This window comes from Bacillus sp. CH_70, assembly GCF_038007045.1.
GTDB classification, from domain to species: Bacteria; Bacillota; Bacilli; order Bacillales; family Bacillaceae_G; genus Bacillus_A; species Bacillus_A cereus.
Genome location: NZ_JBBOWL010000001.1, coordinates 1,811,383 through 1,832,801 on the forward strand (window position 1 = coordinate 1,811,383; position 21,419 = coordinate 1,832,801).

Consider the following 21,419-nt stretch of genomic DNA (forward strand, 5'->3'; position numbering starts at 1 on the left):
AAATACGCAAAAAATATCACAGGGCAGATCCTCAAAATATTTCAAAATCCACCCTGTAATCATATACTCATTTACAAGTGAAAATAATTAATACCCTAAAATATCTACTTCAGCTGCTGAAGCAAATCCATTCTGTCCTTTCGTTACTTCCACTTTTACATACTTTGCAGTAACTGGGGTAAATGTTGCCGTTTTCTTATCACTATTATTTTCCCATGTTCCTGATGATATTTTGTCATACGTAATGCCATCTACACTCGTATAAATATTGTAAGTTAAAATACGGCCATTTTCTGACCAATCTTGCCTTGGAAGATATGCCAATTGTGAAATGGTACGTGTATCACCAAGTTCTAGTGTCAAATTGTAAGGATATTGATTTGGTGTCCAAGTACTATGCCAAAATGTATCTGTTTTTCCATCTATCGCCTTACTAGCTGAGCCCGTTGATTCCTCACTATTTGCACTTGCCTTCATTATTTTTTTTGACAATACAGCAAGTGGTTTAACAGGTTTAGCATCCGTCGCTTCCCATATAGGTGCAATTAATGTTGGGTTGTTTAAAGCTTCTACTTTTTGTCTCGTTTCTTGTGTTGCTTTCAATCCCCATTTATCAAAGAATGGCAGTACATTTTGTTTTGCTATTTTCGATGTATTGTAAATAAATGCCTGTATTTTATCCTCGTCTGTTTTGGGAAGTTGATCCTCTGGTATCTCACGATATAATTTGTGGAGATTTGGATAAAAATCATCCCCATATGCCAAATGAAGTTGCCAAAGCATAACAAGTTTTACAAACAGGTCGTCAATATTTTTATATTCCTTATTTGTTTGTTTTAAATACGCAAAAGCTCTATTATAGTCTCCCTCTGTATCTAAACGTGTTGGTATATTTGGGTATATTTTCTTGAATGCAGCTAAAGAATATAGATTATTAGTTACTTCACCCATACCTCTTAAATCATTCCACGTCCATGGATATTGTTGTCGTGCATGTCCCGCTTCATGCATTTGTCCCCACCCAAACTCATTGACATTTAAAGTACTTTTGATAGCTTCACCAGCAGTCGTAAAGACGGCTCCATCCCAACTTGCATACATGCCCCAACTTTGTGCGTTAGGATTTTCTACAAAGGCCCAAATACGACGAGTTGAACGATGTAAAGGATTAGGATCTGTTTCAGATAGCCCTGCTAACTTGTCTTGCGCTCGAATCATTTCATCATATTTATTTAATAGGGGCACAGGATCTTGATTTACAATATATTTATTGGCACTATCACGAGTTACAGTTAGCACCGCTCGTTCTGATTTCAATTGTACTGCATGTGCATTTGGATAGTTGTTCATCATGGCAATCCAGTCTGCTTTTGTGTGTTTCCCTAATACAAAGAAAGGAATAGGGCTACCGCCTTGCGTTACTTGCACCTTAACTGTTCCTGTGCTTTGAAAATTATCTAACCCTAATACGCCGCCGTTTGGTGAAGAGATGGTATTAGAGCCAGGTGAAAGATCAATTTCTTTTCCCCATTCTTTATCATATTGATGTGTCCCAATAATGGCTCTAATCTTTTGCGTTCCTGATACTGTAATTGTAACCTGTTCATTAGGTTTCACATATATGCCTGTTGGCATATAATTTTTTTGCTCACTTCTTTTTTCTCTTTTTGCTTCATCCCAAAAACTTCCTGTACCTGGAAGGTCAAACTCTCTTTGTTCAAATTGAGTTGCAGTTTGTGCAGTTTCAGCATGTACGTCTAAATTGTTTGACATAATAGGTGTAAATAACGTGGTTGCTAAAATAGCAGATGTTGCAAACACCTTTATAGTTTTTTGTAATCTACAATTCTTTCTTCTGTTCATATAGATCAGTCCCTTCGTTAAAATTCATTATTACTTACATACGAAATATCAGTTTTTTCACTAATGCCGAAAGTGGATTTTTTAAATTCACACTTATAAAAAAATGTTGATGATATTTTTAGATGAGTAAAAAAAAGCATAGTAACACTTCAAGTTCCCTTCCTGATTAATTTAGAAACACATTACCTTCATTGATTTCTTAAATCACTCCTCTAAGTAAACAATTAAGATAAATGTCCTATCTCAAAGCTCCTTTCCTAATTTTGGGATTACGAATTAAGTATAGTTCAAAAATAAAGTTATACAATTGAGAAAAATTAAAATGTTAAAAAATTACATTCTCGTAAAATTTTTAACATTTACTAAAAAATATTTGTTATAGAGAGGAGATTCACATACCCATCAAGCTAAACTTTTGAAATATCTCCAAAACGAAAATTCTATCTCTTCATAATTATTCATACAATCCGATTCAGTTTTCCTTTCTATGGGGGCAATTTAACTCTTAACTTGATGGGCATGTGGCGTTACCTCTAGGAGATAGCTTCATCTAGATAGGATAATGTAAACATGAAAAAATAGGTAAAGTGGAAACACGTTTGTTTATTTGCAAAATGAATAAAAAGAAAACCCCCTTGCAGATAAATGTAAGGGGGTTTTTTTGAGTAGTAATTTCGTATCCATGTGTGCGTAAAAATTTTTCCGTTATCGCTCCCTTTGATAGAATCCATTTTTATATGGTTTTTTTTACCGAATTTTTTAAAAATTAAATTTTATGGCTTGATAATTCGTTTAAAATGATTTAATCTTATGTCAAATGATATGTTTATCTATCAAAAATGCTTTTGTAAAGATAAAGGAGTGATTGAGAATGTTAAACGCCCCATTGATGGTAAGTCTTTAGGTGCAGTAGCATTGAAAAGATTGGGAAGAACTGAGTGAGCTTTCACAATAAAGAACTCTATAACTTTATGTAGTGTTTGATACCCTTCGATTAGATTTTTTGAAAAACAAATCAATATTAATTGAATCAAAGTTTAGAAATTAAATATATGAGTAGTAGAAAAAATCCATTAGTTGTTATCATGTTCTAATAAAAAATGAGAAATGGAAATTCTGAGAAAACCTGTTCAGAAAGTAAGTTAGTGAGGGGAATTCAAAACCAATTTAATAAAAGCGAGGTAAATAATATGACTTTTGAAGAAAAATTACAAGCATATGCAGAACTTACGGTGAAAATCGGTGTCAATATTCAACCAGGGCAATACTTATTAGTCAATACATCAGTGGATGCATTGGATTTCGCCCGTATAATTGTGAAAGAGGCTTATAAGGCTGGGGCAGGGCGTGTTCATGTTAATTTTTCGGATGAAGAAATGGAACGTGCTTACTTTGATTATGCCTCAGATGAAGAATTTAATCGCTTCCCAGAGTGGATAGTCAAAATGAATGATGAGCTGATCGAACGTAAAGGAGCGCTATTAATGATAGATGCTACAGATCCTGATAAATTTACAGGTATTTCATCTGATCGTCTAGCTACCTATCAAAAGGTAGCAGGAGCTGCTCTGAGAAACAATCGCAACGCCGTAATGAAGGATTCAATAGCTTGGTCGATGGTAGCAGTTCCTTCACCAAAGTGGGCATCGAAGGTGTTCCCAGGTTTAGCAACTGAGGATCAAGTACCAGCATTATGGGAGGCTATTTTTAAAGCTGTTCGTATTGGTGACGGCAGTGCTATTGAAAAATGGCGTGAACATGTAACAAATTTAGAATCTCGTGCGGTCCTACTGAACGATAAAAAATATATGAAGCTTCACTATACAGCGCCAGGTACTGATTTAACAATTGCATTAGCACCACAGCATAAATGGGTTACTGGAGGTGGTAAAACTCCTGATGATACTATCTTTATGGCTAATATGCCGACAGAAGAGGTTTATACGTTACCGATGAAACAAGGTGTAAATGGCTATGTAAGCAATACAAAACCATTGGTTTATCAAGGGAATATTATCGATGGCTTTAAACTGACATTTGAAGAAGGAAAAATTGTTAAAGCTGAAGCACAGGTAGGACATGATTTATTACAAGAGCTTATTAATGTGGATGAAGGCTCTTGCTATTTAGGTGAAGTAGCACTTGTACCACATGAATCACCAATTTCAGCATCGGGAATTTTATATTTTAATACATTGTTTGATGAAAATGCATCGAACCATTTAGCGATTGGTAAAGCTTATCCAACTTGCTTAGAGGGTGGAAGAGATTTAGAAAACGATCAGCTTGAAACGTTAGGGGCAAATATTTCTGTAACACATGAGGACTTTATGATTGGCAGCAGTGAGATGGACATTGACGGTATTCTACCAGATGGAACTGTAGAAGCAATTTTCCGTAAAGGTAGCTGGGCATTTTAAGTTTTTAATTTAAATAAAGGAGTAGAGTGGATGAAACGGTTACTAAGCATAATTGGTGCAACTATATAGGTGTTTCACCTGCTTTTGCTTAGGCTGAAAAAAACCTCTTTAATTAGAAGTAAAATGCATGCAAAGGAGATAGGCCAATGAATTTCTGGGAAGTTGTTTTGATAGTAGTGAATTTTAGTCTATTGAGTTGGATACTGTTAATAGGCAGAGAAACGAAAAAGTGGTCTAAATTAGCTACTTTGATTGCCGTTGTAATGGTTACAGTTCAGTTATTGGCAGAAGGTTTTAGGTGGCAGATGATTCCGGCATATGTATCCCCAGTTATCTTAATTTTATGCTATTTATTAGCTGGGCGGAAAAAGGGCTTTAGAAGTTCGGGTATATTCATAGTTAAGACTTCGTTACTATGTATCTATTTGTCTGTAGCAGTTGCGCTACCCTTACTTATGCCAGTATTTTCATTTGAAGAACCAACTGGTCCACATAGGGTCGGTACGAAGCTATATCATTGGGTTGATCATCAGAGAAATGAACCATATTCAAAAAATCCAAACGATCGGCGCGAACTGATGGTGCAAATTTGGTATCCTGCAGCTGAAAAAAGCAAGGGGGATCCAGAACCTTATATTCGTAACATAAATGAGCTCTCCAAGGGATTGGAAAAAACATTGTCTATTCCTGCATTTGCATTCAGCCACATGGAATTGGTAAAGTCTCATTCGTTTATGGATTTACAACTCTCAGACTCAGAGAATCACTATCCCATATTACTCTTCTCTCATGGTTTTAATGGTTTTCGTAATCAAAACACGTTTCAAGTTGAGGAGTTGGCTAGTCAAGGATATATTGTTCTAAGTATCGATCATACCTTTGATGCTGCAGCTACCGTCTTTCCAGGTGGTCGAACTGCTTACGTACAGCCCATCAATTTAACTGATGAAGGAGATAGTCACATAAAATTATGGGAGGAAGATGTCAGCTTTGTCCTTAATCAGATAGAGAAACTTAACGAAAACGATGAGACCGGTTTCTTTACAGGAAGACTGGATACCTCGCGAATTGGAATGTTTGGCCACTCTTACGGTGGAGCTACCGCAGCACAAATACTTGCAAAAGATTCTCGTGTCAAAGCAGCTATCAATATGGATGGTACATTGTATGGTGAAATCTTGCCTGAAAGTGGCATTGGAAAACCATTTCTGCTCATGAATGCAGAAGAGCCTGATGAAGCAGATCCCTTTGAAGTGAGGGAGCGATACGGACGCGGGTTAGCTGGCGGTGGTATGTCAATGGTCATTCCTCATACGGATCATACAAGCTTTACCGATTTACATTTGTTCTCACCTCTGTTGCAGAGCCCAGGTGAAAATCCAAAGGAAGTTCATCGTATTATTAACGAATTCAGCCTGGCATTTTTTGACCAGTATGTAAAACAGAAGGATGACGGCTCAACCCTTAAAAGGCTGATAACCAAATACCCGGAAGTGAATTTTAAAATAAACCGATAACTTTATGCAGAAAGTAACTCCTACCATTTCCTTTGGCTCTTGTATGTATTACATTAAAGAATTTAATTTCTTCATCGTTATCTAAATAATGAAATGCTAAAAATGAAACATTCAAAGTACTATCAGTTTCAGGAATAAATTCTTTTTGAAAAGCTACATTCAGCAGCTGGACACTTTATTTGAGATTGTTTATTATAATATCAAATGATATATTTATCTATCAAAAATGACGACTTTATACAGAAAAAGGGAGAGATTGACGATGAAGAAAGACTTGTCAGCGTTGAAGGAAGCGAGATTTAATGCAATTCTTGATTCAGCTACTATATTGCTTGTTGAAAATCCTACTGCTTCGATGAATGAAATTGCGGAATATGCGGGAATTGGAATTGCTACACTCCATCGCTACGTCGAAAGCAGGGAGAAATTGATGCTGTTCTTGGGGCATCGGGCTATACAACTGGTAAGTGATACTGTAAACCAGATTCCACTGGATGAGGAAAGAAGCGAAAACTATATCCCGGAACTCATTGAAGCGTTAATCCCTTTAGGTGACAAAATCTATTTTCTAGGTCATGATGCATCTGTATTTAACAACAAAGAATTAGGTGAAGCAGAAGAGAAGCTGAGGGAACCCTTAAGACGCGTTATTGAATTGCTACAACAAAGAGGTTACTTTCAGCAAACAGTTAGCAGTGAATGGATTTTGAATACGCTTTATGCTCTGCTTTTCCATACCTGGGAACAGGTACATGAAGGAAATGTGGCTAAAAAATCTGCTGCAGAGCTTGTTTTAAATACATTTTATTATGGTTTCAAAGCTAAGGATGAATTGAGAGGGAAGTGAACTGATTCAAATCCATGATAATTAATATTAATAATATAGAAAGTGAAAAGGAGCAATAGGATAATGAATAAAATCTCTATTGTAAAGGCTGTTCATCAATCCATGGTCGGCGCCCAGCTAAATGTAATGGCATTGGAATACATGGCGTTTCCACTTGCAGGATCTGAGGAGAAGAACACAGTCGATTGGACATTTTGTAAGCTATGGCGGCAGGAGAACAACCGTTTTAGTCATCAATACGCTTATGAAGCTCAAATGGACGGGAAAACTTTAGGGATGATTACTTGCTATCCCATACCCGTTTTAAATCGTCTTGCCTGGCCCACTTTTAAACAGCTGCTTTCGTTCCGAAAGCTGGGTTTTATTGTTTATAACATTCTGAATATCAAAATGCTTTATTCCATGTTTACCTTGAAGGAGGGAGAAGATGACGAGTTTCACATCGGAACAATTGCCTTACTGCCCGAAAGTCGAGGACTAGGGATAGGTACCAGATTAATTGAGTTTGCTGAGGAACAAGCTTCGCTGCAAGGCTTTGCCAAATGCTCTCTGACGGTAAAGAAAGAGAACCAACTTGCCATTAAATTGTATCAGAGGATAGGCTACCAGATTACAGGTGAAATCAATAAACCAAAGTTATCGTTGTACAGAATGGTCAAAAACGTAGAACCTTACAACCATTTATAAAAAATTTGTACAGTATTAGAGGGTACCAGCACATGCCCATAAGCTTAAGGATTCAAAATTACCCCAAAGTAAAAAATGTACATTTTGTACAAGTTAACACAAAATTTTAGCTTGATAGTGATGGGATGAGGCCTCTATATAAAAAAACACAGTTTACACTCAAACTGTGTTTTTTCGACGTATAATGCTTTATCAACATCTCTTTTTATTCTTTAAAATCTGCAACAGAACCAGGCCCCTCCTCAAAGTATAAATTCCAAGGGGGGGAACCGTTTTTTAATTTACTTATATACGTACAGCTGTACCACTTACAGCAACCATTAACATTCCATCACGTACAACTTCGTAATCTACGTCAATACCAACGATAGCGTTCGCACCTTTTTGTTTTGCAAGTTCTTTCATTTCGTCCATCGCAATATCACGAGCGTCTTTTAGCTTACTTTCATAAGCACCAGCACGGCCACCGACAACATCACGAACTGAAGCGAATAAATCACGGACAATATTTGCACCCATAATAGCTTCACCATTTACAATATCGATATACTCAATAATTTCTTTACCTTGAATTCCAGAAGTTGTTGTTACAATCATGACTGACACTCTCCTAATAAGTTGTAGTTTTGATAAGATTTCTTATGCCTTAGAAAAAGTGGTTCTGGTGCCAAAAATACTTGATAGAAACATAGAGTATTTTTGCATCAAAACCTTCAATTACATATGTCTTGTTATGACATATGTAATTGAATAAAAGTAATAGAATTATTTAACATATGTATCGCCATAACATATGCAATGGATCTGTTAGAAATAAGATAAGCCACAGTAAGTATCACTGAGCCAGGTAAATAAATAGCAATATCCGAAAGCTGGTTCGTATGAAGAACTGTAAAAATTATAATCGAAATGATAGATGCAATAGCAGTACCAATATAATGTGAAAAACGATTTAATATTATATGACGAAACACAATTTCTTCAAGCAATGGCCCTAGAATACCAAATACTAGCAATGTAAAAATAAGAGGTATCCCCGTACCTGTTTCAAGGAGCTGTTCTTGGTTCTCTGGCTGATCAGTTGCTAGAAAATGCATAACAGACTGTTCCACAATTACCGTAAATAAAACCACCATAGGAATACTTACTATTTTCAAAATTGTTTTCTCTTTAAAATAAGTAAAACTTTCAATAATTTCTTTCCTAAAGAAAATTATTCCTACAATAGCAGGTACAGTCAAACCGATGGCACTAAGAGCAAATTCTGATTCAACTAGATTACTGTTAGTTAAAAGTGATAGGCCAAATAATATGAACAAGCCAATTTGGAGTAGTGCAAACATTGTATAAACTATTAGCATAATAATTTCTTTTTTATTCATTTTTATAAAGTTCACTTTATTGCCCCCGTAATTAAATTACCTATAATCTTTGATTTTTCTTTCTGCATAACGTTCTCCTTCTAAATATATTTATATTAAAAACCGGACGGTTCGGTCTGAATCGAAATCTAATGATACTACAAGTTTCTAGTTTTTTAAACCCTTTTAACGAAATCAAAATGGTAAAAAGCAAATATATTTATATCTCAGTTGCTTTGTTACAATTTAATTCCAATAATCATTAATGATTAATCTTTTGTAGAATGAAGTGAGAGTGGGGTGGTTCAAACACTTTAGCTAAACATATTAATAAAAATTATATATAATAATCATAGTCTATACGTTAAAATTAACTATATATTTTTACACCTTCTACGATTGTAGGTGAAATTAGTTGTATAACAGGACTGAATTAAATAATTGGACATGTTAATTTTGACAGAAAATTCATTTGAATGATATAGATAAAACAATTTGATTACCTCTTTTCAAACTGTATTGTTTGAGGTTCACATAATATATTTTTGTTCCAAACTTATTTATACTTACAAAAAAATTCAAGAAAATAGATGGTAAATATCACCTGGAATATTAAGCTCGTTTTTATTAGGAGGATTACAAAGTATGACTAAAGTTGATAAGATTAAAGAAAAAATTATTGAAACATCTTTATATTTATTTAATACTAATGGGATAACTCGCACATCCATACAGGATATAATGACAGCTACTGAACTACCTAAAGGATCTATTTATCGTAGATTCAAAAGTAAAGAAGAAATTGTCCTTGCTGCCTATGACAAAAGTGGTGAGATTATGTGGAGTCATTTTCATAAAGCAATGGAAAATAAAAAGACAGCAATCGATAAAATCCTTGCAATTTTCCTTGTATACCAAGATGCAGCTAATAATCCTCCTATTGCTGGAGGCTGTCCATTACTTAATAGCGCAATTGAAAGTACTGGAGTATTTCCAGAATTACAAAAAGCAGCAGCAAAAGGTTATGATGATACAGTAATGTTAATGGCTTCTCTCATAAAAGAAGGAATAGAGAAACAAGAACTTAAAGAAGATATAGATATTATATCGCTCGCTTCTTTTCTTGCATCTTCAATGGAGGGAGCTATTATGGCAAGTCGCGTATCTAACGATAATATACACCATCATTATTTTATTGAACAAATAAAACATCATCTTTTCTCTTATTCTAAATAAGTGAGAACTTGCAGTGTTTCCATCCGATTTTTATAAACTTAAATTGAATACATACCCCTTATGAACAGTATCTTTTGTTTATGAGGGGTATTTGAATAGCTTTTTAGACGATATTCATGTTTCTTATTGAACGGCTTTGTTATCGTTACTACAGAAAAAGCAATAAAGAATTACATATAAACCGATTTATATGTTTTAAGTGTTTCTATATTGGGTTTGTAAATCTACACAATAAGGTTTCATTGTATATAATAAGTGGAATAGAAGTTCAGTTAGATAAAATTCGGTAGTCGAATTTTTTTGCATAAAGCTGTATAATGCTTGTAACGAAAGGGAAATACAGGAAGGGATTTGTAATGAGTTACTATGGAAAAAGATAAACAACAATTAAGCGTTGAAGTTGCAAGATTATATTATCAATCAGATTATAGTCAGCAAGAAATTGCTAACAAATTAAATATTTCAAGACCGACGATTTCTAGATTGTTAAAGTACGCGAAAGAAAAAGGGTTTGTTCAAATTAGCATCGCCGATCCATTTGCGGATTTAGATAACGTTGGGAATTTACTGAAAGAAAAGTACAACTTGTTAGAGGCACATGTTGTATTTTCTCCAGTACCGGAATATGCAACGATTACAGAGTATATAAGTAAATATGCTGCTGAGTATATGGAAAAGACGGTTAAAAACGGTGATATTGTTGGTGTAAGCTGGGGAATGACGATGTATGAAATCGCTAGAAAAATCGTACCGCAACATGTAAAAGGGGTAGAGGTTGTCCAGTTAAAAGGCGGTATTAGTCATTCGAGTGTAAATACATATGCGAATGAGACGATAGCTTTATTTGCAGATGCTTTTCAAACGACGCCAAGAAATCTACCTCTTCCAGTTATATTTGATAATGCAGTGACAAAAGAATTAGTAGAGCAGGATCGACATATTCATCACATTATTGAAATGGGGAAACAAGCGAATATTGCAGTTTTCACTGTAGGAACAGTGCGAGACGAAGCGCTATTATTCCGATTAGGTTATTTCGATAAGGATGAAACAAGTTTACTCAAAAAACAATCGGTCGGTGACATTTGTTCACGTTTCTTTGATGGAGACGGAAATATTAGTAGCGAAGAGATTAATCAGCGTACAATTGGAATTGAGTTAGAGGAACTGAAATTAAAGAAACGCTCTATTTTAGTTGCAGGTGGTAATAGAAAAATAAAAGCAATTGATGGTGCGTTACGTGGCGGGTATGCAAATGTATTAATTATCGATCAGCATACAGCAAAAGAACTGTTACATTATCAAAAAGGTTAGAAATAAAAGGAGTTCTCAAAATTAACATATTGAGAACTCCTTTTATTTTGTTATGTATGAATGATAGGAGTCTTTTTTGAACACAATTTGCCTTTTTAAAAATAATTATGGATATGGAGATACATACTACCATTGTTAACATAGAAAATTTGATTATATATGAACTGTTCTTTGTTAGAATGCGCTTTATTTACTACAAGAAAATGCTTTTTAAAAAAGAATGAACAAAATTTCAAAAGTGTATTTACATTTGTTCAACTAAGAGTTAGAATGAAGTTGTTAAAAGATATGAGGAGTGAAGATAATGAACATTGCAAAGTTAATTGACCATACAATTTTAAAAGCTAATACTACTAAAGAAGATGTTATGAAAGTAATCGAAGAAGCAAAGGAATATAAATTCGCTTCTGTTTGTATTAACCCAACATGGGTAAAATTAGCGGCTGATGAACTAGCTGGACATGATGTAGACGTTTGTACTGTAATCGGTTTCCCATTAGGAGCAAGCACTACTGAAACAAAAGCATTTGAAACAAAAGATGCTATCGCAAAAGGTGCAACTGAAGTTGATATGGTAATCAACGTAGGCGCTTTAAAAGATGGCGATAACGAACTTGTTGAAAAAGACATTTATGAAGTAGTACAAGCAGCAAAAGGAAAAGCTCTTGTAAAAGTAATCATTGAAACTTGCCTATTAACAGATGAAGAGAAAGTACGCGCTTGTGAATTATCAGTAAAAGCTGGTGCTGATTTCGTAAAAACGTCAACTGGATTCTCAACTGGCGGAGCAACTGCTGAAGATATCGCATTAATGCGTAAAACAGTAGGACCAAACGTTGGTGTAAAAGCATCTGGCGGTGTTCGTACACGTGAAGATGCAGACAAAATGGTAGCTGCTGGAGCTTCTCGCGTTGGAGCAAGTGCTAGTGTTGCAATCGTATTAAATGATGCAAAAGGTGCTACAGATAACTACTAATCGATAAAAGGTTAAAGCAATAGATATACGTTTAAAGTATATCTATTGCTTTAATAATTGAAAAAAATGTAAGCGGATACGAATGGGAGGAAACGGCTTATGAAATACTTAATCGGTGTTTTTGGCCTCGTATTGATTTTAGGTATCGCTTGGCTTGCTAGTAATGATAGAAAGAAAGTCAAATATCGTCCAATCATAACGATGGTTATATTACAATTCATTTTGGGGTTTCTATTATTAAATACAAGTGTAGGGAATATATTAATTAGCGGAATAGCAGATGGTTTTGGAGAGCTATTAAAATATGCCGCTGACGGTGTGAATTTCGTATTTGGTGGATTAGTAAATCAAAAAGAGTTTTCGTTCTTTTTAAGTGTATTAATGCCAATCGTATTTATATCAGCCTTAATAGGTATTTTGCAACATATTAAAGTATTACCTATTATTGTAAAATCTATCGGTCTAGCATTAAGTAAAGTAAATGGAATGGGGAAACTAGAATCATATAACGCTGTTGCATCTGCGATTTTAGGACAATCTGAAGTATTTATTTCAGTTAAGAAACAACTAGGGTTATTGCCAGAGAAAAGAATGTATACATTATGTGCATCAGCAATGTCTACAGTTTCTATGTCTATCGTTGGATCATATATGGTGTTATTAAAACCACAATATGTTGTAACCGCTTTAGTGCTTAACTTATTCGGTGGTTTCATCATTGCTTCTATCATTAACCCATATGAAGTTACTGAGGAAGAAGATATGTTAGAAGTACAAGAAGAAGAGAAGAAGACCTTCTTTGAAGTATTAGGGGAATACATTATTGATGGATTTAAAGTTGCGATTACAGTAGCAGCTATGTTAGTCGGTTTCGTTGCTCTTATCGCATTCATTAATGCAGTATTTAAAGGTGTAATCGGTATTTCATTCCAAGAAATTCTTGGTTATGCATTTGCACCATTTGCATTTATTATGGGTGTACCTTGGCATGAAGCAGTTAATGCCGGAAATATTATGGCAACAAAATTAGTATCAAATGAATTTGTCGCTATGACAGATTTAGCACAAGGAAACTTTAATTTCTCAGATAGAACGACAGCGATTATCTCTGTATTCTTAGTTTCATTTGCAAACTTCTCTTCAATTGGGATTATTGCAGGGGCAGTTAAGAGCTTAAATGAAAAGCAAGGGAATGTAGTCGCAAGATTTGGTTTGAAATTACTATTCGGTGCAACATTAGTAAGTTTCTTATCAGCAACAATCGTTGGCTTATTATTTTAATAGATTTATATAATATAAAAAGGAATGGTGATTGTAATGAGAATGGTAGATATTATTGCAAAAAAACGTGACGGCAAAGAATTAACGACTGAAGAAATCAAATTCTTTATTAATGGATATACAGACGGAAGTATTCCTGATTATCAAGTGAGTGCGCTTGCAATGGCAATCTTCTTTAAAGATATGACAGATCGCGAACGTGCAGATTTAACGATGGCGATGGTTGAGTCTGGAGAAACGATCGACTTATCAGCAATTGAAGGAATTAAAGTAGACAAACATTCAACTGGCGGTGTTGGTGATACAACAACATTAGTATTAGGACCATTAGTAGCTGCTTTAGATGTACCAGTAGCAAAAATGTCTGGTCGTGGTTTAGGACATACAGGCGGAACAATTGATAAATTAGAAGCGGTAGAAGGATTCCACGTTGAAATTACGAAAGAACAATTCATTGATATTGTAAACCGTGACAAAGTAGCTGTTATTGGACAAACAGGAAACTTAACACCTGCAGATAAAAAGATTTATGCATTACGCGACGTAACAGGAACTGTTAACTCAATTCCTTTAATCGCAAGTTCAATTATGAGTAAAAAAATTGCAGCTGGTGCTGACGCAATCGTACTTGATGTAAAAACAGGTGCTGGTGCATTTATGAAAACAGAAGAAGATGCAAAAGAATTAGCACATGCAATGGTACGTATCGGAAATAATGTAGGACGTCAAACTATGGCTGTTATTTCAGATATGTCACAACCACTTGGTTTTGCAATTGGTAACGCTCTAGAAGTGAAAGAAGCGATTGATACGTTAAAAGGTGAAGGTCCAGAAGATTTAACAGAATTAGTACTCGTATTAGGAAGTCAGATGGTCGTACTTGCGAAAAAAGCAAATACATTAGAAGAAGCTCGTGAAATGCTAATTGAAGTGATGAAGAACGGAAAAGCAACTGAGAAGTTTAAAGAGTTCTTAAGCAATCAAGGCGGAGATAGCTCAATTGTAGACAATCCAGAAAAAATGCCACAAGCGAAGTATGTAATTGATGTACCTGCTAAAACTTCAGGTGTTATTTCTAACATTGTTGCAGATGAGATTGGTATTGCAGCTATGTTACTTGGTGCAGGTCGTGCAACGAAGGAAGATGAAATCGATTTAGCAGTAGGATTAATGTTACGTAAAAAAGTTGGCGATGCAGTAAAAGAAGGCGAGCCTTTCGTAACAATCTACGCAAACCGTGAAAATGTAGAAGATGTAAAAGCAAAAATTTATGAGAACATCTCTATCGCTGAAACAGCAGTGGCTCCTAAATTAGTTCATACAGTTATTACTGACTAATCATCATTTCATTTACTTTGAGGGGGAAATAATATGGATAAGAAAAAATATATTGAAGAAGCAAACAAGATGTTATCGAAAGCGTATATTCCGTATTCTAAATTTCCTGTTGGCGCAGCGTTAGTTACGAAAGAAGGGAAAATTTATACTGGTTGTAATATAGAAAATGCTTCTTACGGTTTATGTAACTGTGCAGAAAGAACAGCAATATTTAAAGCGGTATCAGAAGGGGAGCGTGATTTTAGTTACTTAGTTATTACAGGAGAAACTGATGGACCGATTTCACCATGTGGTGCGTGTAGACAAGTAATTGCTGAATTCTGTGATCCGAAAATGACTGTATTACTAACGAATGTAAAAGGTGATGAAAAAGAAGTGACTGTTGAGCAATTACTTCCAGGTGCTTTCACAATTGACGATTTAAAATAAGTTAAAAAGCCATTTTGCAATTATTAATTGTGAAGTGACCCCTAAAAGTTAGACACGGTTATTTCATTAGGCAGCTTGATAAAAATGAGTCCGGTATTGCACCGGGCTCATTTTTAATTTTGCTTTTATCCGTTTTGTATTGTAATAATCTATATATTTTTCTAATTCTATTTTGAAGTGCTCTACACTTTCAAACTCTTTTATGTAGAGAAACTCAGACTTCATGATTCCAAAGAAATTCTCCATTACTGCGTTGTCATAACAGTTGCCTTTACGAGACATACTTTGTACGATACCTCTTTTTTGTAATGCGTGACGGTACTGTTTCATTTGATAATGCCACCCTTGATCTGAATGCATCATTAGTTGGTGATTTTCAGGTAAACCTTCTAATGCTGTCTCTAACATTTCTGAAACAAGTGAATACGTCGGTCTAGAGCCAATTGTATAGGTAATGATTTCACCATTATACAAGTCTAATACAGGTGATAAATAAAGTTTCTCACCGAATAATTTAAATTCTGTAATATCGGTTACCCATTTTTCATTTGGCGTATCTGCCGTAAATTTACGCTCTAAAATATGAGATGCAATTTTACCGACTGTTCCTTTATAAGATTTATATTTTTTCATACGTACAAGACATTTTAAACCTAACTCTTTCATAATTCGTTGCACTTTTTTATGATTCACTATTTGATTACGATTGGCTAACTCATCACGAATACGACGATATCCATAACGACCTTCGTGTTCATCATAAATCGCTTTAATTTCTACTTTTAAATCGGCATCTGGATCGATTCTATCCATTTGTTTTACATAAAAATAATAGGTGCTTCGAGGGATATCCGCTAACTTTACTAATTCTTTCACTTGAAACTCATGCCTTAATTCATAGACTACTTGTGCCTTGTCTTGTTTGGTGATTTTTCCTTGTTTTGAACTAAGGCATTCAACTTTTTTAAATACGCATTTTCCATACGTAAGCGTTCTAATTCAGCTTGTAACGCTTCAACTGAACCTTCTGCCGGAATCTTTTTAGTATCATGTTTTGTGTTTTTATTTTTCATGGATGGACGCCCCTTTTTCTTTGGTTCAAGGGCATCTAAGCCACCTACTTCAAATTGCTTCTTCCATTGATAAACCGTTGTAAAAGAAGGAATCATGAAGATAGCCGCTGTATCCATTAACGATATACCCGATTGAGCCATAAAATTTAGTACGTCTAGTTTAAACTCTGCGGTGTAATTTGTATAGACCTCGTGTAAACCTTCTTCTCCATGGAGTTCGTATAAGCGTAACCAGTATTGAAATTGTGCCTTTGTAATATGCATCTGTTTTGCATATTCTGCTTGAGAAATTATTTTCGGATTAAATCCTTGAACGAGCGTTAACTTTAAATCCTTCGTAAATTTTGTCATACAAAAAACTGCACCTCCAATTGTTAGACTGTGTCTAACAATTGGGGTGCAGTTCATTGCAGAATGGCTTTTTTGTTCATATTCCGTTCATAAACTTTGCGTAAAATGATTGCAGCGAATATGGAAAGTTTACAGCAGGAGGAATATAATGAAGAAATTCTATAATGCGGCATGTAGTTACTTATGGTTTATGATTTTGCTAAAAAAGTCATTTAAATAGATAGGAGTGGAAAGTATGATAGCACTTTTATCAAGTGTCGTAGCAGTTTGTATGGCTGTTGGGGTAATGTTTCTACGTTTTAAAGCAGCGAAAAAGCCGGTAACGAAAAAGAAACTTATATTACCACCAATTTTTATGAGTACAGGCGCGATGATGTACTTTTTACCAGATTTTCGATTAACATCGTTAGAAATAGTCGAGGCAATTAGTATAGGGATTATTTTCTCTATTTTTCTTATTAAAACAACTAAGTTCGAAATAAAAGGCGAACATATATTTATGAAACCGTCAAAAGCATTCATATTCATTTTAGTAGGCTTATTAGCTGTACGCGTGGCATTAAAGTCATATTTAAGCCAATCAATTGATTTGGCAGAGTTAAGCGGCATGTTTTTCTTACTAGCATTTGCGATGATTGTGTCGTGGAGAATTGCGATGTATCGCTCGTTTACTAAATTAGAAAAGACAATAAACAGAGCTGGAATTTCTATATAGGAAATCCAGCTCTGTTTATGTTTTATTGAAATTCTTTAGCGCGGAACTCATTTGCTTAATTTTAAACGTATTTGAGCATCTTGTAATGCAACTGGTGTAACGTTAAGACCATTCGAATCAACAATTTTTGTATTTAATAAAATGGAATCTAGGCTTCCACGAAATGTTTCTGTATAGTTTTGACGTAACATTTGTTGTTCTTGTTTTTCATCAACTGTTAATCCAGATGTTCTTTCTTTTTTTGATAATTCATTAATACGGAATAAAATGTTTTGCATTTGTTTTCACCTCTAGTTAGAATTAATTACATTAGTTGCTTACTAATGTATAGTTATTGTAACCTATCTTTCATTAAGTGTCAACGTCTATAAAAATTTCTTTTTTGTAAGGGTATGGAGTGAAAAAGGATGTGAATAACTTAATGATACTTGAAATAGAAAAGATGTTAATATACAATACCGTAGTAGGGTATAAAATTTGTTGTTTTACATTATGAAAGAAATGAGCACAAAGGAGTATGTAATAATGAATGCAGTAATTTCAAAGAAAGAAACAATCATCTCATATACGATTGCTATTTTATTTATTTTAGCCATGGTAACAGCGGGTGTGTTATTAAATGATCCGGAAGTTATTCTGCCGGAAATAGCAGCGATGGCAATTGCTTTATGGGCGTATCGTGAGCCAGGATGGTTAAGGCAACCAGAAAAAATCTTCATTGCACCTTCAATAACAGCTGTGATTGGTTTTATGGTGAATCAAATGGATATTGTTTATTTAGGGAAAGTAAGTTTAACGCTTGTATTCATGATGCTTTTTTTACGTGTAATTCAATCCAATTTAGCACCATCTATTGCGACAGGTTTATTACCATTAGTAACAAATGCGACGGAATGGTCATTTGTTATCGCGGTATTCGCTTTAACATTTATTTTAATGGTTGGTGTTCTTATATTTAAATTGAATAACGGTATTAAGCGAAAAGTGCAAATACAGTATAAATATATGACTGTATTTCTCATACTAAATTTCGTATGGATTAGTTTATGTTGGATAACTGGTTATGAACAATTAGCAGTTATTCCACCAATATTAGTTGTTGTATATGAATCACTTCAAAAGCCGATGTACAATGAAAAAATGGCTTTTAAACAAATAGTAGTATTAACTACATCTGCAACTGTTGGAACAATATTGTACTTTGCGATTGATTCATGGATTGTAGTCACTTTATTAAATATGATATTAATGCTTATTTTATTAAAAATTGTTGGTGTACGTATTCCAGCAGTGTATGCATTTCCATTATTGCCGCTCGTATTTCCAGATGGAATGATAAAGATGTTACCAGTAGCTTCATTTGTTGCGGGAGTATTTTTATTTGGTGCAGTACTACTGTATAAAAAGTGGGAGATGAAGCAAAAGGGCATGGCAATGTAGATAGAGTAAAGATAGCTTTTAATTAGTAAAATAAATAGACACCTGTGAGTGTCTATTTATTCTATGAAAAATTTAGTTTAATTCATTTAAGTAATGAACAAGTTCCGATGCTTTAGAGAAAAATGGAGAATGATTAGCTTCTAAAGTAATAATTTTCTTGCAAGGTGTTTCTGTATTCATTCGGCGCTGAAAATCAATTGGAATCGCTCTATCTAGAGTCGTTTCAATATAAATGCGATCTATGGCTCCAAAGTTTTCTTCAGATATTTTCAGCTCTTGTTGGAAGGGTCCTAGTGGTTGAGGACGCATTTGATTAAAAGATGCTTCTTTAATAGAACCGTCTTCTGTAGCATTTAAAAATGTTTGTTCAATTAGATTAGGTATAAGTTCAGCAGTCAAGTCATTTTCATTTATAGTGAATTGCGGGCCATCTTCTCCGTCTAATTTACTACCAAGACTTTCTCCATTTCGTGGTAAGAAAGCACAAAGATATACTAATTTATCGATTTTATTTGGTATAAGTTCAGCAGTTTGAGTAATAACGATTCCACCCATACTATGTCCAACAAGAATAACCTTTTCATTTTGTTGATTTATATTAGCTGTTACTGCATCAACATAGGAATCTAACGTTATATTTTGTGAAGGAGTTGTATCTTTCCCACTTCCAGGTAAGTCTAGTGTAATAACAGTGTGACCTAAAGCCTCTAGTTGAGGTTTTACTAATTCCCATGCCCATTCACCTTGCCATGCTCCATGTACTAAAATGTAAGTACTCATTTAATCAACACTCCTCTAGGGTATATAAGTTTCATCTATTTGTAATATTGATGATGTATACTCAGTGTAAATGAAGTGGTTTCATAAATATAATGAAGGTTATTTATAGATGATATAAATATATTTTATATAAGGAGAACAGAATGAATGTTTTTGATTTTAAAGTCTTTACATATGTGGCTCGTTTAAATAGTATTAGTCTGGCAGCAAAGGAATTACATATGACACAGCCAGCAATAACCCATATTATTAACAAATTAGAGAAACGATATGCTATAACGTTATTTGATCGCTCTAGACAAGGAACGATTCTAACTGAAAATGGCAAAGAATTTTTAGTTGGTGTGAATCGACTTCTAATGGAGTATGAAAAACTTGAGGAAACAGCTTTCCAGTTGAAGAATAAAAGCTTGTATAAAATTGTACTAGCTACGTATCCTTCCGTTACTGTATATTGTTTGGCGGAGTGTATTCAACTAGGGAATATTGATCATAGTCAATATGTACTTGCAGTTCGAGAAGGAAGCTATCAAGAAGTGTTAGATTGGCTATCATCAGGTAGTGCAGATTTTTCTATTTCTATAAAAGAAAATTTAATACAAGGATTTCATTATGATGTCATTGGTGAAGATCCGTATGTTATGGTTTCTTCAAAAAAAGTTCCGCCTAACCTTACTATTAATGGTATAAAAAATTATCCTTTTATTATGCCACTTTCTGGTTGCAAAGAAGTGCTCGAACCGTATTTGATGAAAAATGAAATAACAGTTAATAAAGTGATGGAGTCAGAATCAATTAGTTCAGCATTAGCACTTACTATACAAGTTAATGGCATAACAATCGTTCCGTTATCAGGACTACATAAGCAAATTATTCATGACTTCATTGTACAGCCGATAGAAATTACAATTCCACGACAACTTATTATGCAATGGTCACCTAAAAAAGAGAATGACCCGCTGTTTCTCGCGTTTGTTAAGAATTTATTAGCTCAACTACAGCAAAAGAAAAAATGAATATAATATTACAAAAGATAAGCTCATTTCACTAGAGCTTATCTTTTGTATGTATTACCAATAAAGAGCAGTATCATAAAATCCGATTAAAATAAGGAGAAAACCAGCTATACGCTGAATGCTATTTCCTATTTTCCTGCTCTTCTTTAGTAATGCCCCGTTTAATCCCAGATAGGAGATGAAGGACATTAATACGACGATAGGAAGAGCAGTTCCTATCGAAAAGAACGTTGGAAACAAGTACCCGTAATTAAATGATAAAGATAAAGGGATTAACGTTCCAAAAAATAGAACGAACATAGTCGGACAAAAAGCTAAGGAAAAGAAGAATCCGAGTGAAAATGAACCAACTTCATTTTGATTTCGTATAAATTTAATCGAGAAGAAATATCTTCTTTTTATAATACCGGACAACAGTAGCCCCATTAAAATTAATAGGGGTCCCATCATTTTTCGTAACCATGGAAAATACAAAGTCAATATTTGCTGAATCTCTTTTCCTAAAAACCATACTAATAGTCCAAGCGTCGTAAAAGCCATTATTTTTCCTAAAATGAATAAAAGTATATGTTTCCATACATGTCCCTTTTGTAAAGATTGGTTGCTATAAAGTGTAATAGCACTAATGTTTCCTGTTAATTGGCAAGGAGCAAGGGTACCTACTATGCCTAATAAAAACGAAAATAAAAGAGGTACAGATTTCGTAGCATTCGCGGCATCCATTAAAGGAGACATGAGTTGATAGCTCCATTCACTTATTGTTGAAAACACGTTA

General features: G+C 34.4%; 20 protein-coding genes. 13 read left to right on the forward strand and 7 right to left on the reverse strand.

The genetic code is table 11. The features are described from left to right. Positions 1-87: 87 nt before the first annotated feature. Positions 88-1,863 (reverse strand): M60 family metallopeptidase, encoded by a 1,776-nt coding sequence (locus N2V79_RS09345; RefSeq protein ID WP_001081793.1) that lies wholly within the window; start codon positions 1,861-1,863, stop codon positions 88-90. A 1,190-nt stretch (positions 1,864-3,053) separates the two neighbouring features. Between N2V79_RS09345 and N2V79_RS09350 the strand changes: the two genes are divergently transcribed. From N2V79_RS09350 to N2V79_RS09365, 4 genes are all read left to right on the forward strand, one after another. Continuing rightward, positions 3,054-4,283: an aminopeptidase gene (locus N2V79_RS09350; protein ID WP_069355405.1), complete on the forward strand. Its 1,230-nt coding sequence runs from the start codon at positions 3,054-3,056 to the stop codon at positions 4,281-4,283. A 146-nt stretch (positions 4,284-4,429) separates the two neighbouring features. Continuing rightward, positions 4,430-5,800, forward strand: coding sequence for an alpha/beta hydrolase family protein (locus tag N2V79_RS09355; RefSeq protein WP_001012296.1), 1,371 nt, complete (start codon positions 4,430-4,432; stop codon positions 5,798-5,800). Between the two features lie 262 nt (positions 5,801-6,062). Then, positions 6,063-6,647 carry a TetR/AcrR family transcriptional regulator gene (locus N2V79_RS09360; protein ID WP_000710981.1) on the forward strand — a complete coding sequence of 195 codons (585 nt, stop codon included), beginning with the start codon at positions 6,063-6,065 and terminating at the stop codon, positions 6,645-6,647. Between the two features lie 63 nt (positions 6,648-6,710). Further along, positions 6,711-7,334 carry a GNAT family N-acetyltransferase gene (locus N2V79_RS09365; protein ID WP_053564758.1) on the forward strand — a complete coding sequence of 208 codons (624 nt, stop codon included), beginning with the start codon at positions 6,711-6,713 and terminating at the stop codon, positions 7,332-7,334. 285 nt (positions 7,335-7,619) lie between these two features. Here N2V79_RS09365 and N2V79_RS09370 read toward each other — a convergent pair whose 3' ends face one another. Then, complete coding sequence (locus N2V79_RS09370; protein ID WP_000637505.1) at positions 7,620-7,931, reverse strand: heavy metal-binding domain-containing protein; 312 nt, start codon at positions 7,929-7,931, stop codon at positions 7,620-7,622. Between the two features lie 134 nt (positions 7,932-8,065). Continuing rightward, complete coding sequence (locus tag N2V79_RS09375; RefSeq protein WP_053564757.1) at positions 8,066-8,731, reverse strand: CPBP family intramembrane glutamic endopeptidase; 666 nt, start codon at positions 8,729-8,731, stop codon at positions 8,066-8,068. A 609-nt stretch (positions 8,732-9,340) separates the two neighbouring features. On the opposite strand from N2V79_RS09375, the gene N2V79_RS09380 reads away from it, so the two are divergent. The 6 genes from N2V79_RS09380 (at position 9,341) to N2V79_RS09405 (ending at position 15,269) form a co-directional block, all read left to right on the forward strand. After that, entirely contained in the window at positions 9,341-9,931 is a 591-nt protein-coding gene (locus N2V79_RS09380; protein WP_000169640.1) for a TetR/AcrR family transcriptional regulator, read from the forward strand. 366 nt (positions 9,932-10,297) lie between these two features. Further along, positions 10,298-11,245, forward strand: coding sequence for a sugar-binding transcriptional regulator (locus N2V79_RS09385; RefSeq protein ID WP_000409787.1), 948 nt, complete (start codon positions 10,298-10,300; stop codon positions 11,243-11,245). A 304-nt stretch (positions 11,246-11,549) separates the two neighbouring features. Continuing rightward, on the forward strand, positions 11,550-12,221 hold the full coding sequence (gene deoC / locus N2V79_RS09390; protein WP_001017441.1) for a deoxyribose-phosphate aldolase: 672 nt from the start codon (positions 11,550-11,552) through the stop codon (positions 12,219-12,221). 99 nt (positions 12,222-12,320) lie between these two features. Next, on the forward strand, positions 12,321-13,502 hold the full coding sequence (locus tag N2V79_RS09395) for a NupC/NupG family nucleoside CNT transporter (protein ID WP_000876188.1): 1,182 nt from the start codon (positions 12,321-12,323) through the stop codon (positions 13,500-13,502). Positions 13,503-13,538: 36 nt separating this feature from the next. Further along, entirely contained in the window at positions 13,539-14,840 is a 1,302-nt protein-coding gene (locus N2V79_RS09400; RefSeq protein WP_001983022.1) for a pyrimidine-nucleoside phosphorylase, read from the forward strand. 33 nt (positions 14,841-14,873) lie between these two features. Further along, entirely contained in the window at positions 14,874-15,269 is a 396-nt protein-coding gene (locus N2V79_RS09405; protein ID WP_069355408.1) for a cytidine deaminase, read from the forward strand. Positions 15,270-15,335: 66 nt separating this feature from the next. Here N2V79_RS09405 and N2V79_RS09410 read toward each other — a convergent pair. Then, positions 15,336-16,693, reverse strand: a protein-coding gene (locus N2V79_RS09410; RefSeq protein ID WP_284558962.1) for an IS3-like element ISBce18 family transposase whose coding sequence is annotated in 2 segments (ribosomal slippage) — positions 15,336-16,237 and positions 16,237-16,693 — 1,359 coding nt in all. Because the reading frame shifts where the segments join, the coding sequence is not laid out codon by codon here. A gap of 235 nt (positions 16,694-16,928) precedes the next feature. Between N2V79_RS09410 and N2V79_RS09415 the strand changes: the two genes are divergently transcribed. Then, positions 16,929-17,408: a CcdC family protein gene (locus N2V79_RS09415; RefSeq protein WP_069355409.1), complete on the forward strand. Its 480-nt coding sequence runs from the start codon at positions 16,929-16,931 to the stop codon at positions 17,406-17,408. A 47-nt stretch (positions 17,409-17,455) separates the two neighbouring features. Here the strand turns inward: N2V79_RS09415 and N2V79_RS09420 are convergent, their stop codons facing one another. Continuing rightward, positions 17,456-17,686, reverse strand: a complete 231-nt coding sequence (locus N2V79_RS09420) for a DUF896 domain-containing protein (protein WP_001179618.1) — start codon at positions 17,684-17,686, stop codon at positions 17,456-17,458. A 247-nt stretch (positions 17,687-17,933) separates the two neighbouring features. Here N2V79_RS09420 and N2V79_RS09425 point away from each other — a divergent pair, with 247 nt between their 5' ends. Then, entirely contained in the window at positions 17,934-18,848 is a 915-nt protein-coding gene (locus N2V79_RS09425; RefSeq protein WP_340719796.1) for a hypothetical protein, read from the forward strand. A gap of 72 nt (positions 18,849-18,920) precedes the next feature. Here the strand turns inward: N2V79_RS09425 and N2V79_RS09430 are convergent, their stop codons facing one another. Beyond that, a complete protein-coding gene (locus N2V79_RS09430; protein ID WP_340719797.1) occupies positions 18,921-19,628 on the reverse strand; it encodes an alpha/beta fold hydrolase in 708 nt (235 codons plus the stop codon). A 143-nt stretch (positions 19,629-19,771) separates the two neighbouring features. Between N2V79_RS09430 and N2V79_RS09435 the strand changes: the two genes are divergently transcribed. Beyond that, complete coding sequence (locus tag N2V79_RS09435; RefSeq protein ID WP_069355410.1) at positions 19,772-20,644, forward strand: LysR family transcriptional regulator; 873 nt, start codon at positions 19,772-19,774, stop codon at positions 20,642-20,644. Positions 20,645-20,698: 54 nt separating this feature from the next. On the opposite strand, the gene N2V79_RS09440 is transcribed toward N2V79_RS09435, so the two are convergent. Then, the gene (locus N2V79_RS09440) at positions 20,699-21,415 is read right to left on the reverse strand and encodes an urease accessory protein UreH domain-containing protein (RefSeq protein ID WP_340719798.1); all 717 of its coding nucleotides are present in this window, start codon (positions 21,413-21,415) and stop codon (positions 20,699-20,701) included. Positions 21,416-21,419 lie beyond the last annotated feature (4 nt).